This window comes from Arthrobacter sp. 49Tsu3.1M3 (genome assembly GCF_900168135.1).
Taxonomy (GTDB): Bacteria; Actinomycetota; Actinomycetes; order Actinomycetales; family Micrococcaceae; genus Arthrobacter.
In genome coordinates this window covers 15,529-32,548 of the sequence record NZ_FUZD01000019.1, presented here as the reverse complement: position 1 = coordinate 32,548, position 17,020 = coordinate 15,529, and the positions used below count along the sequence as shown (strand labels likewise).

17 protein-coding genes are annotated in these 17,020 nt (G+C 68.3%); 8 read left to right on the top strand and 9 right to left on the bottom strand.

Annotated features, from left to right (window positions below; genetic code table 11):
- Positions 1-21: 21 nt before the first annotated feature.
- The 3 genes from B5X90_RS16810 to B5X90_RS16800 all read right to left on the bottom strand — a co-directional run bounded on the left by B5X90_RS16810 (position 22) and on the right by B5X90_RS16800 (position 3,874).
- Positions 22-1,995 carry a bifunctional sugar phosphate isomerase/epimerase/4-hydroxyphenylpyruvate dioxygenase family protein gene (locus tag B5X90_RS16810; protein ID WP_079555061.1) on the bottom strand — a complete coding sequence of 658 codons (1,974 nt, stop codon included), beginning with the start codon at positions 1,993-1,995 and terminating at the stop codon, positions 22-24.
- On the bottom strand, positions 1,995-2,876 hold the full coding sequence (locus B5X90_RS16805; protein ID WP_079555059.1) for a shikimate dehydrogenase: 882 nt from the start codon (positions 2,874-2,876) through the stop codon (positions 1,995-1,997). Before B5X90_RS16805 ends, B5X90_RS16810 begins: the two co-directional genes overlap by 1 nt.
- A gap of 155 nt (positions 2,877-3,031) precedes the next feature.
- The gene (locus B5X90_RS16800; protein ID WP_179129171.1) at positions 3,032-3,874 is read right to left on the bottom strand and encodes an IclR family transcriptional regulator; all 843 of its coding nucleotides are present in this window, start codon (positions 3,872-3,874) and stop codon (positions 3,032-3,034) included.
- A gap of 225 nt (positions 3,875-4,099) precedes the next feature.
- On the opposite strand from B5X90_RS16800, the gene B5X90_RS16795 reads away from it, so the two are divergent.
- Positions 4,100-5,416 (top strand): MFS transporter, encoded by a 1,317-nt coding sequence (locus B5X90_RS16795; RefSeq protein ID WP_079555055.1) that lies wholly within the window; start codon positions 4,100-4,102, stop codon positions 5,414-5,416.
- Positions 5,417-5,556: 140 nt separating this feature from the next.
- Here B5X90_RS16795 and B5X90_RS16790 read toward each other — a convergent pair whose 3' ends face one another.
- Entirely contained in the window at positions 5,557-6,642 is a 1,086-nt protein-coding gene (locus tag B5X90_RS16790) for an ATP-dependent DNA ligase (protein WP_079555052.1), read from the bottom strand.
- Between the two features lie 117 nt (positions 6,643-6,759).
- Between B5X90_RS16790 and B5X90_RS16785 the strand changes: the two genes are divergently transcribed.
- From B5X90_RS16785 to B5X90_RS16775, 3 genes are all read left to right on the top strand, one after another.
- A complete protein-coding gene (locus B5X90_RS16785; protein ID WP_079555049.1) occupies positions 6,760-7,755 on the top strand; it encodes a TIGR03885 family FMN-dependent LLM class oxidoreductase in 996 nt (331 codons plus the stop codon).
- Positions 7,752-9,485, top strand: coding sequence for an alpha-amylase family protein (locus B5X90_RS16780; RefSeq protein WP_079555046.1), 1,734 nt, complete (start codon positions 7,752-7,754; stop codon positions 9,483-9,485). The genes B5X90_RS16785 and B5X90_RS16780 overlap by 4 nt, the downstream gene beginning before the upstream one ends.
- 151 nt (positions 9,486-9,636) lie before the next feature.
- Positions 9,637-9,873 (top strand): hypothetical protein, encoded by a 237-nt coding sequence (locus B5X90_RS16775; protein WP_018775353.1) that lies wholly within the window; start codon positions 9,637-9,639, stop codon positions 9,871-9,873.
- Between the two features lie 4 nt (positions 9,874-9,877).
- Here B5X90_RS16775 and B5X90_RS16770 read toward each other — a convergent pair whose 3' ends face one another.
- From B5X90_RS16770 to B5X90_RS16760, 3 genes are all read right to left on the bottom strand, one after another.
- Complete coding sequence (locus B5X90_RS16770) at positions 9,878-10,204, bottom strand: MoaD/ThiS family protein (RefSeq protein WP_256860297.1); 327 nt, start codon at positions 10,202-10,204, stop codon at positions 9,878-9,880.
- A 14-nt stretch (positions 10,205-10,218) separates the two neighbouring features.
- On the bottom strand, positions 10,219-11,343 hold the full coding sequence (locus B5X90_RS16765) for a WD40/YVTN/BNR-like repeat-containing protein (protein WP_079555044.1): 1,125 nt from the start codon (positions 11,341-11,343) through the stop codon (positions 10,219-10,221).
- Positions 11,344-11,421: 78 nt separating this feature from the next.
- Positions 11,422-11,634, bottom strand: coding sequence for a hypothetical protein (locus B5X90_RS16760; RefSeq protein WP_028277621.1), 213 nt, complete (start codon positions 11,632-11,634; stop codon positions 11,422-11,424).
- Positions 11,635-11,784: 150 nt separating this feature from the next.
- Between B5X90_RS16760 and B5X90_RS16755 the strand changes: the two genes are divergently transcribed.
- From B5X90_RS16755 to B5X90_RS16740, 4 genes are all read left to right on the top strand, one after another.
- On the top strand, positions 11,785-12,282 hold the full coding sequence (locus tag B5X90_RS16755) for a universal stress protein (RefSeq protein ID WP_079555042.1): 498 nt from the start codon (positions 11,785-11,787) through the stop codon (positions 12,280-12,282).
- Between the two features lie 215 nt (positions 12,283-12,497).
- Complete coding sequence (locus B5X90_RS16750; RefSeq protein WP_143264791.1) at positions 12,498-12,857, top strand: metal-sensitive transcriptional regulator; 360 nt, start codon at positions 12,498-12,500, stop codon at positions 12,855-12,857.
- A gap of 67 nt (positions 12,858-12,924) precedes the next feature.
- Entirely contained in the window at positions 12,925-13,155 is a 231-nt protein-coding gene (locus B5X90_RS16745; protein ID WP_079555040.1) for a heavy-metal-associated domain-containing protein, read from the top strand.
- A gap of 103 nt (positions 13,156-13,258) precedes the next feature.
- Positions 13,259-15,562 (top strand): heavy metal translocating P-type ATPase, encoded by a 2,304-nt coding sequence (locus B5X90_RS16740; RefSeq protein WP_079555038.1) that lies wholly within the window; start codon positions 13,259-13,261, stop codon positions 15,560-15,562.
- Between the two features lie 27 nt (positions 15,563-15,589).
- Here the strand turns inward: B5X90_RS16740 and B5X90_RS16735 are convergent, their stop codons facing one another.
- Complete coding sequence (locus B5X90_RS16735) at positions 15,590-15,862, bottom strand: DUF2277 domain-containing protein (protein ID WP_079555035.1); 273 nt, start codon at positions 15,860-15,862, stop codon at positions 15,590-15,592.
- Between the two features lie 62 nt (positions 15,863-15,924).
- On the bottom strand, positions 15,925-16,878 hold the full coding sequence (locus B5X90_RS16730) for an EamA family transporter (protein WP_079555145.1): 954 nt from the start codon (positions 16,876-16,878) through the stop codon (positions 15,925-15,927).
- Positions 16,879-17,020 lie beyond the last annotated feature (142 nt).

Here is a 17,020-nt window from a genome sequence, read left to right as displayed (position 1 = left end):
TGTTTGTTGTTCGGATGGGGGTCAGGAAGTACGGGTCAGCTGGTGCAGGTGGTCGTACTGGACGGCGTGCCGCACCGGGGCGTTCGGGGCGCCATAGCCGTCGTAGGCACCGCGGCGCTCCACCATTTCGAAGAACACGCTGCCCACGGTGGCGGTGTAGAAGTGCAGGAATTCGCCGTCGGCATCGCGGTCATAGAGCAGGTTGAGCTCACGGAGCGTGGCCAGGAATTCCGGGTCCAGGGCGAACCGGGCGTCGAGGTCCTCGTAGTAGTTCGCCGGGATCTGCAGGAAGTCCAGTCCGCGGTCCCGTGCGGCCCGGGCCGTGGCCACGAGGTCATCCACGGCGAAAGCGATGTGTTCCTGATAGCCGGGGCGGTGGCCGGTGCCGGCAGTCCCTTCCTGCTGGATCAGCGGGGCCAGGTTCAGCACCAGGCGGACGCCGCGGTCCTGCGTCAGCATCACCTGGGAGCGGACCAGCCCGGTGGGGCTGGCCACCTCGGCGAACGGCTGCGGTTCCAGTGCGAGGGCGCTGGTGTAGAAGAGCACGGCCTCATCGAAGTGCTGCCACGGCTGCGCGAGGTTCACGTGGTCGATCACCGCGCCCGGGTGTTCTGCCCGGTCCGCCGCGGCGGCGTCCAGGCCGTCGCCGAATTCCCGGGTCCACGCGGCGGTGCCGTCGGGGCTGCCCTGGCAGAGGAAGATTTCGGTGGAGTCCGGCGCGGCGAAACCTTGGAAGACTTCCTCGTTGGCCTGGCTCTTGCGCGGCACGGCGGGGGCCTTGAGCTGCTGGGCGCGGGCGGCGGCGATAACGGGAGAGTCGACGTCGAAGCCCAGGGCGGAGATGGCAGGGGCGGCGGGAGCCGGCTGGCCAGTACCGCCGGCAACGGTCGCCGTGCCGTTGGCGGCCGGTTCTTCGTTGATGATCACGCGCGCGTGGCCCATGGTCCACAATTGCACATCCTTCGTGCGATGCCGCCCGTTGAACGCAAACCCCAGCTGGCCCAGCAGGGTTTCCAGTCCGGCGGTGTCACCGGCCCGGACCTCGGCGAAGTTGAAGCCGGCGGGCTCGGCCACGCGGGGAAGCGTGGCGAGCTCCATCGGGTAGCGGCGCCGGGCACCGGACACCGGGCCGGCCGCCCGGCTGGTCATCCCGCCTGCTGCATTCGCCGGGTTTGCCTCGAGCCAGCGGGCGCTCTGCTCTTCGAGCCAGATCAGCGACCGCATGGCGTCGACGGCGGTGCGTTCGACGTCGGCCTGGCGGAACACGTCGTTGAAAACTTCCAGCGACACCGGTCCCGTGTAGCCCGCGCGGACCACGTGGCCCATGAACTTGGCGAGTTCGAACTGGCCCTCGCCTGGAAACACCCGGTAGTGCCGGCTCCAGGACAGGACGTCCATGGACAGTTTGGGGGCATCGGCGACCTGGACGAAGAAGATTTTCTCCGGGTCGAAGGCCTCGATCGGCGCGGTCTCCCAGTCCCGGGAGAGGATGTGGAAAGAGTCCAGGCAGGTGCCCAGGTTGGGGTGGTCCACCATCTCAACCAGCCGGTGGGCGTGCTCGTAGTCGTTGACGTACTTGCCCCAGGCCAGGGCCTCATAGGCGACCTTGACGCCGTGGTCACCCGCGAGGTCCGCGAGCCGGGAAAGCTGTGCGGCGCGGAGCTCGTCATCGTCGATCGTGGCGGTGCCGACGTTGGAGCAGAGCAGCATGGTGTCCATGCCCAGGCGGGACATGAGCCGGAACTTGGCGTCCGCGCGGCGCAGGTTGGCGGCGAGCAAGTCCTCGGGAACGCTGTCGAAGTCCCGGAAGGGCTGGTAGAGATCCAGGTTCAGGCCCAGGTCGGCGGCCAGTTTCCGGACGTCCTCCGGGCTCAGCGGGGACGTCACGAGGTCCTGTTCGAAGATCTCGATCCCGTCGAAGCCGGCCACCGCGCAGGCCTGCATTTTTTCCCGCAGGGTGCCGGCGAGGCAGACGGTGGCGATCCCGGTGCGCATCAGGCGGGCACCTCTTCCGCGGCCACAAGTTCCAGGAAGTGGGACCGCATGCGGTCGGCGTCGGCCTGGCGCCCGGTGAAGATCCGGAAGGCGTCCGCCGCCTGGCCCACGGCCATCCGGCCGCCGTCGAGCACCGCGCAGCCCTTGGCGCGCGCCTCGCGGACGAGCTCGGTTTCGATCGGCCGGTATACGATGTCGGCCACCCAGTGCCGGGACTCCACGAGGGACATGTCCAGCGGAGCCCCGGGGTGGGCGGCCATGCCCACGGGGGTGCAGTGCACCAGGCCGTCGGCCTGCGGCATGAGCTGCGGGAGCTCCGCCGTCGTCCGGGCGGTGACGGTCCGGTCCGGGAAGAACCCGGCGAGCTCGGCCGCCCGGGCGGCGGACCTGGCCGCGTCGGTGTCCACGAGGTCCAGCTCCCGGACCCCCGCGGTGAGCAGGGCGTAGGCGACGGCGGAGCCAGCGCCGCCGGCTCCCAGCTGCACCACGCGATCCAGGGTGGCGCCGGGAAGCCCGGAGGCCAGCGCCGCGGCGAAGCCGGAGAAGTCGGTGTTGTGGCCAATGAAGCGGCCGTCGCGGATCACCACGGTATTGACGGCGCCAAGGCGGCGGGCGTCGGCGGAGACCTCATCCAGGTACTCGAGCACGAGCTGCTTGCAGGGGTGCGTGATGTTCAATCCGTTGAACCCGAGGCTCCGGGCGCCGGAGAGCAGTTCCCCCACGGCCCGGCCGGGCAGGCCGAGTTCGGTGAGGTCGATGGGGCGGTAGAGGTACCGGAGGCCTTGCACGTCGCCCTCGCGTTCATGCATGTAGGGCGTGAGGGAGGGCATGACGCCGTCTCCCACGAGGCCCACGAGGAAGGACTCTGCTCGATTGCTCATCCAGTTTGCTCCTTTGACAACGGCACTCGGCGGGCGGCGGCGCTTGCAGCGTCTGCGGCGGGCCGGGTGATGGGGATTACATTACAGACTTTGTTCACATGTTGCACTGTTGTTCGAATGGCGAACATATTATTACGGCCCAGGCCGGCAGGTCGTCACCGCTGGGGCAGCCGGGCCGACAGCTCCGCCGCCGCCGCCTGCAGGAGGGGCACGAGGGACACGAGGGCCTCCATGCTCAGGCGGAAGACCGGGACCGCGGTGGCCAGCGAGGCGAAGGCGTGCCCTTGGGCGTTGAAAACCGGGACAGCGACGGCGCGCATGCCGAGCTCGTTTTCCTCGTCCATGGTGGCGAAGCCCTGGCGCCGGACCTGCTCGATTTCGGCACGGAAAGCCTCGCGGTCCGTGATGGAGAGGGCCGTCAGCGGCTCCAAGGGGAGTTCCTCGACGAGCTGGGCGCGGGTGGCGTCGTCGGCGAATGCCACCAGCGCCTTGCCGACCGAGGTGGTGTGAAGTGCCCCGAGATGCCCGGGGTCGCTCGTGACCCGGAAGGTCTGCGGGCCGTCCACCTTGTTCACCGTCAGGTGGTGGATGCCGTCCCGCACGGAGAGGATGGTCGCCTCACCCGTCTCCTCGGTCACGCGCCGCAGGATGGGCAGCGCCGTACCCGCGAAGCCGTGGTGGTTGGAGACGCGCTGGCCAAGCTGGAAGACCCTCAGCCCCAGGTGGTAGCGGCGGCCGTCCGGCTCGTAGTCAACGAAGCCGTCCCGCGTCAGGGAGCCGAGCAGGCGGTACGTAGTGCTGAACGGCAGATCCGCGCGGCGGGAGATCTCCGCGGCGCTGGCGCCCCGCGGCTCGTCGCCCAGGAGAACCAGCAGGCCCAGGGCCTTGCCCACCATGTCCGTCCGCGAGTCCTCCCTGGCGGCCTTGGCAGGCTTCGAAGGGGCCGCCGCCGGATACCCGGAAGCGGCGGGAACATCTGTGGTTTGATTCACACTCATGCATTGATGCTCCCACATAGTGAGAGCTATTTCTAGATGGTGATTATTTTTGTTGACAAGTGACTGCGCTCACAGTCATGATTGCTACATCGCACAAGTAGCTTCCACCATGTGGCTACTAGTCCGGGTCTTTCCACGGACCTCCGGCTGCACCAAACTTAAGCAAGCGGCAGCCGAGACCTTCCTGATCCATCCGCGACAACGTCGTCACACCAAAGGAACACCATGAGCCACACTGTCCCGTCCACGACGCCGGGTCTAACCACAGGAGGGACGCCGAAGAAGGCGGCCCTTGCCAGCTTCCTGGGCAGCGCCGTCGAGTATTACGACTTCTTCATCTTCGGTTCCGCGGCCGCGCTGATCTTCCCGCATGTCTTCTTCCCGGACGCGGACACCAACGCGGCGATCATGTCGTTCGCCACCTTCGGCTTTGCCTACATTGCCCGGCCGGTCGGGGCCGTTGTCCTCGGCCACTTCGGTGACAGGATAGGGCGCCGGAAGGTCCTCATGTTCACGCTGTTGCTGATGGGCGCTTCCACCTTTGCCATCGGCTGCCTGCCGGACTTCAAGACGGTCGGCTGGTGGGCCCCTGTCCTGCTGGTGCTGGCGCGTCTCTGCCAGGGCTTTTCCGCTGCCGGCGAGCAGGCCGGCGCATCGTCCATGACGCTCGAGCACGCCCCGGACAACCGCCGCTCCTTCTTCACTTCCTGGACCCTGACCGGCACCCAGGGCGGCCAGATCCTTGCCGCCCTCGTCTTCATCCCGGTCCTCGCCCTGCCGGACGACATCAAGTACACGATCGGCTGGCGCATCCCGTTCTGGCTCAGCGCCGTGGTTGTGCTGATCGCGTTCTTCATCCGCCGCACCCTGCACGAACCGCCGGCATTCGAGGAGGCCCAGAAGACCAAGCAGATCTCCAAGCTCCCCGTCGCGGACCTCCTCAAGAGCCACTGGCGCGATGTCCTCCGCGTCATCGCCTGCGCCTTCATCGCCGCCGTGTCCACCGTCTTCGGCACCCTGGCCATCAGCTACGCCAAGAACGTCGCCGGCGTGGACGGCACCACCACCCTCTGGCTCGTCGTCGGCGCCAACTTCATGGCACTGGGCACCCAGCCGCTCTTCGGCATGCTCGCCGACAAGATCGGCCGCAAGCCGGTCTTCATCTACGGCGCACTCTCCAGCGCAGCCCTGACCCCGGTCTTCCTGCTGAGCCTCGAATCCGGCAACGTCGCGCTGATGTTCCTCACGGCAATCGCGTTCTTCTCCTTCGGCTACGCTGCGGCCAACGCGGTCTGGCCCTCCTTCTACGCCGAGATGTTCAGCACCAACGTCCGCTTCTCCGGCCTCGCCATCGGCACCCAGCTGGGCTTCCTGATGGCCGGCTTCGCCCCGGCGATCGTGGCGGCCATGGGCGGCATCCAGCCCGGCGGCTGGGTCCAGATCTCCATCTTCACCGCAATCATCTGCCTGATCGCCACCGTCGCGGCGCTGACGGCCAAGGAAACATTCCGGGTCCCCACCAAACAGCTCGGCCAGCAGTAGCCCCCGCGCCGGCAGCGGATTTCAACCGCCCTTCCGCACCGGCCTTCCGCACCGGCCTTCCGCACCGCACGACGGCGGCCCGTCCCTTTGGGGGCGGGCCGCCGTCGTTAAGGCGTCGAGGGGGCTAGCCGGTTAGCGGGCTAGGGCGCGGCGCCCAGCACCGCGGCGAGATCGAACTTCACCGGTTCCTCCAGCTGGTCGTACGTGCAGGAGCGCGGATCACGGTCCGGACGCCAGCGCAGGAACTGGGCTGTGTGCCGGAACCGTTCGCCCTCCATATGGTCATACTTCACTTCCACCACGCGCTCAGGCCGCAGCGGGGTGAAGGACAGGTCTTTGCCGCCGCTCCACCGGCTTCCCTCGGCTTTGCGCGGAGTCCGCGCCCCCTCCTCCTGCCGGGCCCAGGCCCAGGGGTGGTCGTCAAAACCGGTGACCAGCTCCTGCAGCTCGGCAAACAGCTCCGCGCGCCGGGCCATCGGGAAGGCTCCCACGACGCCGACGTTCGCCAGCACCCCGGCGTCGTCGTAGAGCCCCAGGAGCAGCGAGCCGATCCGGTCCGGACCGGAGGTGTGAACGCGGTATCCGGCGAGCACGCAGTCCGCCGTCCGTTCATGCTTGACCTTGACCATCGCGCGCTTGTCCGGCTGGTAGCTGCCCTCCAGCGTCTTGGCCACAATCCCGTCCAGTCCGGCGCCCTCGAACTGCCGGAACCAGCGCTGCGCCGTGTCCCGGTCGGAGGTCGCGGCCGTGACGTGGACCGGCGCCGCGCTGGCTGCGAGTGCGCGCTCCAGCTGCCGGCGGCGCTCGGAGAAGGGTTTGCCCGTGAGATCCTCGTCGCCCAGGGCCAGCAGGTCGAACGCCACGAAGCGCGCCGGGGTCTGTTCCGCGAGCAGCTTCACCCGGCTGGCAGCCGGATGGATGCGCTGCTGGAGCGCGTCGAAGTCCAGCCGGTCCCCGGAGGCCGCCACCAGGATGATTTCGCCGTCCACCACGCAGCGTTCCGGCAGCTCCGACTTCAGCGCCTCGACAAGCTCGGGGAAATAGCGCGTCATCGGCTTGCCGTTCCGGCTGCCGATCTCCACCTCGTCGCCGTCACGGAAGACGATGGAGCGGAACCCGTCCCATTTCGGTTCAAAGAGCCAACCCGTTCCGGCGTCCGGCGACGGCAGTGCGGGGAATGCTTTGGCCAGCATGGGCGCAATGGGAGGCATCAACGGCAGGTGCATAGCGCCCATTCTTGCGCCGCGGACCCGGCACCGCCACCCCCGGGCAGCCTTTCCTCGCCACGGCTCCTCAACGAGGAGTTCCTCGACACGGCCCCGCCCCGGCGGTAAACATGGGGGATGGCTACCGTCGGGTTCCACGCCTCGCATGAACAGATCAGCCCCCGCCGCCTCCTGCAGGACGTTCAATTGGCGGAGCAGGCCGGCTTCGATGCCGCCATGTGCTCGGACCATATTGAGCCGTGGTCCGCCCGGCAGGGCCACTCCGGGTTCGCCTGGTCCTGGCTCGGGGCCGCGCTGGCCACCACCGGTCTGCGCTTCGGGGTGGTGACGGCGCCCGGGCAGCGGTACCACCCGGCGATCATCGCGCACGCCTCAGCCACCCTGGCGGACATGTTTCCCGGCCGATTCTGGATGGCCCCGGGCAGCGGCGAGTACATGAACGAGCACGTCACCGGCCAGGCCTGGCCGCCGAAGGAGACGCGTCAGCGCCGGCTGGAGGAGTGCGTAGACATCATCCGCCGGCTCCACGCCGGCGACGTGGTCACGCACCACGGGCTCGTCACGGTGGAGCAAGCCCGGATCTGGGACGTCCCGGAGACCAAGCCGCCGCTCATTGCCCCGGCGGTAAGCGTGGAAACAGCGCGCCGGGCAGCCGCCTGGGCCGACGGACTCGTCACCGTCAACCAGCCGCCCGGAAAACTGAAGGACATGCTGGCGGCCTACCGGGACGCCGGCGGCCGCGGGCCGGCTGCCCTCCAGGTCCACCTGTCATGGGCGCCGACCGAGGCCGAGGCCATCGCCATCGCCGAGGACCAGTGGCGCACCAACGTCTTTGCTCCGCCGATTCCCTGGGACCTGCCCACGGCCGCCCATTTCGACGGCGTCAGCGCCGGTGTCCAGGAGGACCAGGTGCGGGCGGCCGTCAACGTCTCCGCCGATGCCCGGCGGCACGCCCAATGGCTGGCCTCCTATCTGGACCTGGGATTCGACGAGCTCTACCTGCACTTTGTCGGCCAGGAGCAGACGCCCTTTATCGATGCCTTCGCCGAACACGTCCTCCCCCAGCTCCGGCCGGCGGGAGAGGCACTGGCCGGAACGGACGGTGCGCTGTGAGAATCGCCGAGACCTCGGACCTCTGGTGGAAGAACGCGGTGATTTACTGCCTGGATCCGGAGACGTTCTTCGACGGCGACGGCGACGGCACCGGAGACTTCGGCGGACTGATCCAGCGGGTGGACTATCTTGCCGCGCTCGGCATCACGTGCATCTGGCTCATGCCCTTCTACCCTTCCCCGGACCGCGACGACGGCTACGACGTCACCGACATGTACGGCGTGGACCCCCGGCTCGGAAGCCTGGGGGACCTGGTGGAATTCATCCGCACCGCCAACGACCGCGGCATCCGGGTAATCGCGGACTTTGTCATCAACCACACCTCCGACCGGCACCCGTGGTTCGTCCAGGCGCGCAAGTCCGTGGACAACCCTTACCGCGACTACTACGTCTGGCGGAAGGACACGCCTCCGGACACCTCGGACCAGGTGGTGTTTCCCGGCGAGGAAACGTCCATCTGGACCCAGGACAAGGCCACCGGTGAGTGGTATCTGCACATGTTCGCCAAACACCAGCCGGACCTGAACGTGATGAATGCCAAGGTGCGGGACGAAATTGCGAAATCAATGGGATTCTGGCTGCAGCTGGGCCTGGACGGCTTCCGGCTGGACGCAGTGCCCTTCTTCCTGGAGCTGGTCGGCGAGCCAAAGGATGAAGCCGCGAAAATCGACCCGCACCAGTACCTGAGCGCCCTGCGCAGCTTCCTCAACCGCCGCCATGGCAGTGCGGTGCTGCTGGGCGAGGTCAACCTTCCATACAAAGAGCAGCTGAAGTACTTCGGCGGCCCGGCCGGCAACGAACTGAACATGCAGTTTGATTTCCTCTCCATGCAGAACATGTACCTGTCACTGGCCCGGCAGGACGCCCGGCCAGTGGCCCGGACGCTCGGCAGCCGTCCGAAGATCAATCCCGACAACCAATGGGCCATGTTCGTCCGGAACCACGATGAACTCACCCTGGACAAGCTCAGCGATGCCGAACGCGAGGAGGTCTTCGCGGCCTTCGGCCCGGATCCCGACATGCAGATGTACGGCCGCGGACTGCGGCGGCGGCTGCCCACCATGCTCGGCGGCGACCCGGCCAGGATCCGCATGGTGTACTCCCTGATGTTCTCGCTGCCGGGAACCCCGGTGCTCTTCTACGGCGAAGAGATCGGGATGGGCGAAGACCTGCGCGCGAAGGGCCGCTCGGCCGTCCGCTCCCCCATGCAGTGGGACCACACCGAAAATGGCGGCTTCTCGACCGCCCCGCCGGGGGACCTCGTCGCCCAACCCGTGGACGGACCGTTCGGGCCGGCGCACATCAACGCCGCGGCCGCGAAACGGGATCCCGATTCGCTGTGGAACTTCATCGCGACGCTGATCCAGCGGTACCGGGAATGTCCCGAGCTCGGCTGGGGCAGGTTTGGCCTCATCAAGCAGGCCTCACCGGCGGTGTTGTTGCACCGCTGCACGTGGGACGGCTCCACGGTGGTGGTCGCCCACAATTTTGGCGCCGAACCCGCGTCTGTGACGGCCTCGGTGGTCCCGCCGGAGGGTGAGGAAGGCGGCCCGGGGGATCCGGACGGGACGGGCGCGGAGGGGCAGTCCTACGCCGGGGCCGTGCTCCGGGACCTGCTTGGCGGCGAGGACATCCCGCTCTCCGACGACGGCGCCTTCGAAGTCCCGCTGGACCGCTACGGGTACCGGTGGTTCCGGGTCGAGCGCCCGGGCGAACGCCAGCTCCCCTGAAGGCGGCCGCAGCCCCGATGGGGCCGGTATCCGCTGCGTCCCCGAAATCTAACCGGAGCCTTACCGTGCCGAAACGCGGACGCAACATTGGCGCAGGACACTGGAAGTGCCGGCAAGAGCAGGCACCGACTCCAGTCCAGGAGGCCCCGCCATGTTGAAGGAAGCGAAAGCCCATGTAACCCGCGTCCGCGCGCTCGACCAGCTGCACCGCGGCGATGAGATCGAGGCCCGCCTGCGGGTGGGCCCGAACTACGATGACGTCGTGATCCGCCGCGGCAGCGTTCAGGAGACGGCCCCCGGAATCGGCGTCGTCTGGATCATGGACCGCCACACCGGCATGCGCAAGGCCATCAACGCCGACGAATGCAGCGTCTGGCGGGTCGCCTGAGGCGTCAGCCTCCCGCCACCGACTGGATGATGAGGACTTCCTGGCCCGGCGCCACGGCAGTCACCAGGCCCTGCAGCCGCCGGATTTCATTCCCGTTGACGTATATATTCACGTAACGGCGAACACTTCCGGTCTCGTCCCGCAACCGCCGCGACAGCGCCGGATAGTCCCCGGTCACCGTATCCAACACCCACTCCACCGTCACCGCCGCCTCGGCGGGCGCAGTCAGGATGGACTGCCCGCCGGCGAGCGGTTGGAGGACGCTGGGCAGGACCACGCTGATCGTCGAGCCTGCCGGCATGGCGTCGCCGCTGATCACGCCGTTGTTCATGCGCTTTTACCCCTTCACGGCTGCGCCGGGACCAGGGCAGTGGAGACCACGGCTGCCCGCACGCACAGCACATCCGGCAGGTGCGAGGCGACCTCGGTAAAGTGTTCGCCCTCGTCAGCGCTGGCATACACACTGCCGCCGCGCGTCCCGAAGTAGACGCCCGCGGGCTCCGCGCCGTCGACGCTGGCAGCATCACGGAGAACGGCGTTGTACTCTGCCTCCGGCAGCCCGGCATCGAGCCGTTTCCAGCTGGCGCCGGCGTCATCGGTCCGGTGCACGGCCAGCTTCCCGTCCGGCGGGATACGTTCGCCGTCAGCCTTCAGCGGGACCACCCAGGCGGTACCGGCCCGGCGCGGATGCGTCAGCATCACAAAACCGAAGTCCGCCGGCAGCCCTTCGGCGATCGACTCCCACGATTCGGCGTCGTCGTCGCTGCGGTACACGCCGTGGTGGTTTTGCGCGTACAGGCGGCCGTCGACGGCGGCATCGGCCGCGATCTTGTGGACGCACTGGCCGAATTCCGGGTTGGGATCCGGCATGAAGTACGCGGAAATTCCCTTGTTGCGCGGCTCCCAGGAGGCGCCGCCGTCGAGCGAGCGGTAGACCCCTCCGGTGCTCATGGCGACGTGGACTTTCTCGCCCGTGGGGTCCACGACGATCGAGTGCGCCGCGGCGCCGCCATAGCCTGCGCCCCATTCGCTGCGGTGCGGATGGTCCCAGAGGCCGCGGTTGAGCTCGAAGTGCTCGCCGCCGTCGGTGGATTTCCAGACCGAGATCGGTTCGCAGCCCGCCCACACGACGCCCGGGCGGGAGTCGGCGTCGGGATAGATCTGCCAGATCCGTTCCAAGGCGGCGTCGGTGCCGTCCGGGAACGTGATGGCGCCGTTTTCGGGTTCGGTCCAGGATCCGCCGAGATCATCTGAGTGGAAAACCGTGGGACCCCAGTGCTCGGAGCGGACGCCCACCAGGATCCGGGTCCTGTCATCGCGGGTATCGATGGCGATGCTGGGCACCTCACTCATCAGAAAATGCGGGCCGGACAGCGACCAGTCCTTACGGTCTTGGCTGGTCGCCAGCCAAAGGCCTTTCTTGGTCCCGATCGCCAGGACGTAACTCTCTGCAGTAGCCATGGGGTCCATGCAACCATCCCCGCCGGAAGGCCGCAACGGTTTTCTCCCGGCGCCCGCCGGCATGCGCTGCCGCGCCGGTGGCATCTTTCAGTCGACGAACTCCGACTGCGTCTCGATGAAGTCCCAGTCCGCGGCCGTCAATACGGCCGCGCCGGCGGCGGACGGCTCAGCCGGACCCGGCCCGCCGGCATCCGCGATTCCCCGCTGCACGGCCTCGGGCAGTTCGATGGTCCGCAGGTTTTCCCGCAGCCATTCCTTGCTCGCCAAGTCCAGATCCAACCACCACATGTAGATCTCCACGGCGGCCACCTCCTCCTGTGTTCTTCCACCGTAGGCCCCACCCCCGGGCTGTTCAAGGGAGGCCGCGGCAAACGGCGCCGGCACCGTCGCGGTCCGGCAAACGGGAAGTAAGCCCCTGTTCAGGGCCGCACCCCGGCGCCAGAATGAAGTATGCCTGACGACTCCGCCCACGGCCCGGCGCCCCTCGTGGTGGGTGTGGTTCCGGGACAGCATCCGGAAGTGCTGCAGACGGCGGCATCCCTCGCGAAGTCCCTCGCCGCACCCTTGATCTGCGCCTACGTGGACGAGGCCAGCTACCTCGTGGAGTGGGATCCGGCGCGGTCCGCGCACCGGCTGTCCCTGCACCCGGACGCCGACGACGCCCGGATCCGGGCCACCGCCAAGGAGCTTCGCTCCGTTGTTGAGGCACTCTGCGCACCCCTGGGGATCGACTGGACGCTGCGCACCCTGGCCGGGGACCCCGCCCGGGCGATCGGCAGGCTGGCCGCGGAGACCAACGCATCCGTGATCGTGGTGGGCACCCCCGAACGCGGCATCGGCCACCGCATCTCCGCCGCGCTCAACGGCTCCGTGGCGGCATGGCTCAGCCACCATCAGGAACGTCCGATCCTGATCGTTCCGGCCGTCGCTCCGGCAGGAAGAAAGTAAAGCGAAAGTACTTATTCGGAGCGCTGGTGTTACCCCACTACCGGCGAGTAAGCTCGATCTGTAGGCCGGAAGAACCGCCTACCCCAAAGCTGCTCCGGAGTGCGTATCCCCCAATAACGCACTCCGGAGCTCTTTGTTTTGCGCAACATTCCCTATCCTGCGCCTGCCCGGGCCGCGAGCTTGAAACATACCCCTAGGGGGTATAAGTTGAGGGCATGAGCGAGTCAGAAGTCCCCGGCACGGCGGGTCTGGACACTGTCCCCCTTGGCGCCCCGCCCCAAGAACACGGCTACACGTCCAACAAGGACGCCTACCTCCGCCGTCTCAAGCGGATCGAAGGGCAGGTCCGCGGCATCGCCCGGATGGTTGACGAGGACAAATACTGCATCGACATCCTCACCCAGGTCGCCGCCGTCACCAAGGCCCTGCATGCCGTGAGCCTCGGGCTCGTCGAAGAGCACATCGGCCACTGCGTTGTCGGCGCCGCCGCCGAACCGGATCCGGAGCTTCGGGCGGAGGCCATCGATGTCAAAGTCAAAGAGGCCACCGATGCCATCGGACGCCTGCTCCGCTAATACCCGTACCACCCACCACACCACCGGGCCGGGGAACCACACCCAGCCCAGCGACAAGGAGCACCCCATGGCCCCCGTTTCCACCACCGTCAACGTTTCCGGCATGACCTGCGGCCACTGCGTGTCCTCCGTCAGCGAAGAACTTGAGGCGCTCTCCGGCGTCGAAAAGGTCGACGTCGACCTCAACGCCGGCGGCATCTCCACCGTCACGATCACCTCCAGCGACGAACTGTCCGCCTCCGAAATCGGCGAGGCAGTCGCCGAGGCCGGCTACCTCGTGGTCGCCAGCGACGCCTGAGTGACATCCGCGCCGGGCGGGCGCAGACACCGGAACGGCAACCGCCGTCGGGCCCAGACACCGGAACAGCAGAAAACCAATCGAGCGGGAAAAGAAGGGCGCCGTGAGCAGCGAGCAGTTGTTGGACCAGGCCGGGAGCCGTGTCATTGACCTCGACATCGAGGGCATGACCTGCGCCTCCTGCGTCAACCGGGTCGAGCGCAGGCTCGGAAAGCTCGACGGCGTCGAGGCCAGCGTCAACCTGCCCCTCGAATCCGCCCGAGTCAGCGTACCGGCAGACATCACCGACGACCAGGTCACCGCCACCGTCGCGGCCGCGGGCTACAAGGCCACGGTCCGGTCCGCCAGGTATCCGGGCACGCGGGTGGAGGACGCAGGACTTCCGGCCGGCACCGATTTTCCGGCCGGCACAGCCGCACCCTCGCTTCGTCCGCGGCTGGTGGTGGCGGCCGTACTCACCGTCCCGGTCTTCGCAATCTCGATGATCCCGGCATTCCAGTTCCCGAACTGGGGCTGGGTGGCCGCCATCCTGGCCCTGCCGGTGGTTGCCTGGGCGGCGTGGCCGTTTCACCGCGCCGCGGCCATCAACGCGCGGCATTTGGCCTCGACCATGGACACCCTGGTGTCCATCGGCGTGATTGCCGCCTACTCGTTCTCGGTCGGGCAACTCCTCGCCGACCCGGGCATGACCGAACATCCCGCAGCGGAGCGCATGGGCTCCGGCGGCCTGTACTTCGAGGTCGCATCCGTGGTCACCACGTTCCTGCTGCTCGGCCGCTACCTCGAGGCCAACGCCAAACGGAAGGCGGGCGACGCCCTCAAGGCCCTCCTGGACCTGGGGGCAAAAGACGCTACGGTCCTGCGCGGCGGCACCGAGCACAAGATCCCGGCCGACCAGCTGGCCCTCGGGGACGTGATCGTGGTCCGCCCCGGCGAGAAGATCGCCGCCGATGGCGTCGTCACCGACGGTACCTCTGCGGTGGACGCTTCCCTCGTGACCGGCGAATCCGTGCCCGTGGAAGTCGGTCCGGACAGCCAGGTCACCGGGGCCACCATCAATACCTCAGGCCGGCTCCTGGTCCGTGCCACCCGCGTCGGGTCCGAGACCACCCTGGCCCAGATGGGCAGGCTCGTCTCCGCGGCGCAGACCGGAAAAGCGCCGATCGCCCGGCTCGCCGACCGCATCAGCGCCGTCTTCGTACCGGTCGTCCTGGTCATCGCCGCCCTCACCTTCGGGGCCTGGCTGATTGCGGCCGCACCGGCCGTCAGCGCCGACGAGGTCCGGGCCGCCTTCACCGCCGCGGTCGCCGTGCTGGTCATTGCCTGCCCCTGCGCCCTCGGGCTGGCCACCCCCGTCGGACTGCTGACCGGGACCGGGCGGGGCGCCCAGCTGGGGATCCTGATCAAGGGTCCGCAAGTCCTCGAGGACACCCGGACGGTGGACACGATCCTGCTGGACAAGACCGGGACCGTCACCACCGGCCGCCTTGCCGTGGACGACGTCCAAAGTTTCGGCCCGCACAGCGAAGCCGAGGTCCTGCGCCTGGCGGGGGCCGTGGAAAACGCTTCCGAGCACCCGATCGCCCGGGCCATCGCCGCTGCGGCGTTGGGCGCGGCGGCCGGGCGCGTGACCAACGACGGCGCCGGCCTCCCCGCCGTCGCCGGCTTCCGCTCCGCACCCGGCGGCGGCGTCGATGGCACGGTTGGCGGCCGCCGCGTGGTCGCGGGGCGCACCGGCTGGCTGTTGGAGTCCGGCGTCGCTCCGGCCTCGGCTCAGCGCGAGGCCCTGGGTGCTGCCGAAGATTCCGGCGCCACGGCCGTCTGGGTTGCCGTGGACGGCGAAATCGCCGGAATCATCAGCCTGCGGGACACGATTAAGCCCGGCTCCGCGGCCGCAGTTACCCGGCTCCGGGAGCTTGGGCTCCGGCCGATCCTGCTGACCGGCGACAACGCCACTGTCGCTGCCCAGGTGGCGGCCGCCGTCGGAATCAGCCCGCGCGACGTCTTTGCCGGTGTGCTCCCGGCGGGCAAGGTTGAGGCCGTGCGGAAGCTGCAAGCGGCCGGCGCCACTGTGGCCATGGCCGGGGACGGCGTCAACGACGCCGCGGCGCTGGCGCAGGCCGACCTGGGCATCGCCATGGGCTCCGGCACCGACGTCGCCATCGAGGCAGCCGATCTGACGGTGATGGGCAACGACCTCGGACAGGTGGCGCAGGCGATCGAGCTTTCCCGCCGGACGCTCGGCACCATCAAGACGAACCTCTTCTGGGCCTTCTTCTACAACGCCGTGGGCATCCCGGTGGCAGCCCTGGGCCTGCTCAACCCGATGATCGCCGGCGCGGCCATGGCCGCCAGCTCCGTGCTGGTGGTGGCCAACTCGCTGCGGCTGCGCAGCTTCGGGAAGTAATCCGGCCTTAGCCCGGGCGCCCCCGCCTCAGGCCGCGCCATAGCGGATGGCAGCCCTGGCTTTGGCCTTGGCCGCTTCCTCCTCGCGGTCCTTGGCCGGGGCATGGGTCACCAGGGAGTCGAGGAGGTGCTGCGTCGCATGGGCAATCTCATGCACAGCCCGGTTGAAGGCCTCCTCGTTGGCCTTGGACGGCTTGGTGCTGCCGCTGATCTTGCGCACGTATTGCAACGCGGCGGCCTCCACCTCCGCGGTGGTGGCGTGCGGTTCAAAATTGTGGAGGGTCCGGATATTTCGGCACATATCTCCATGCTAAAGGCCATCGGGTCCGGGAACGAGGGCCTCGGGCCGGAACGGACAACCGCCTACGGCACGGGCTCGCAGTCGTTCGCGTGGTCCAGCGCTGCCGCGCCGGTGCCGGACGGGGCCCGGAGCTCGTCCAGCCGGACCAGCACCACCCCGCCGACAATCAGCAGGCCGCCCAGGAGCTGGATGGGTCCGGGCAGTTCGCCGAGCAACAGCCACGCCCAGATGACGGCGAACAGCACCTCGGTGAGCGAGACAAAGGATGCGACTTTCGAGCCGAGCGCCCGCGCGGCGACAATTCCTGACACATACGCCACCACCGTGGCCAGGACAACGAGGCCGCCCAGCGCCACCCACCACGGTGTGACCCAGGGCCCCAGGCGGGTGTCGGCCGTACTGAAGGCCATCGGCAGCAGCCCGGTTGCCGCGGTAAGCCACATGACGATTGCGCCCACCATGAGCCCGCCGGAGGCCAGAAGGATGGGCGGCAGGGTGTCGTTTTCCTTGGCCGTGATGAAGAAGTAGATGGCCAGGCACACCGCGGCCGCGATCCCCCACAGCACCCCGATGAGGTCGACCTTGACGGCTCCGGTGAGGTCCAGGACCAAGATCAGCCCGCCGAGGGACAGGAGAGTGCCGGCAATGGTCAGTGGCCTCGGCCGTTTCCGGCTAACGGCCCACAGCCAGAGGACGATCAGCACCGGCGCCAGGTACTCCAGCAGGAGGGCGACGCCGACCGAAAGCCGGGATACGGCGTTGAAATAGAACAGCTGGCAGGCGGCGACGCCGATGAATCCGAACAGCAGCACGGTCAGCCAGTTGTCCCGGAGCTGGTGCCAACGCCCCCGCAAGGAGGGAATGGCGAAAACGGCCAGAATCAGGGCCGCACCGGTAAGCCGGGCCGTGACGGCCGCCCCGGGAGTCCAGCCCGTTTCCAGGAGCGCCTTGGCGAATGATCCGGAGAGCCCGAACACCGCGGACGAAAACAGGGCGACGCCCAGGCCCGATGCCATGAACCCGGATGGTGCGGCGGCCCGCGTGGTGCTCTGCCTGGCGGCCTGCTTGCCTCCCTGTTTGCCCTCGAGTTTGCTTCCCTGCGGGGTGCCACCCGGTTCGGAGGCAGACCGCTGGGCGGCTAGGTCTCGGACCGGCGTG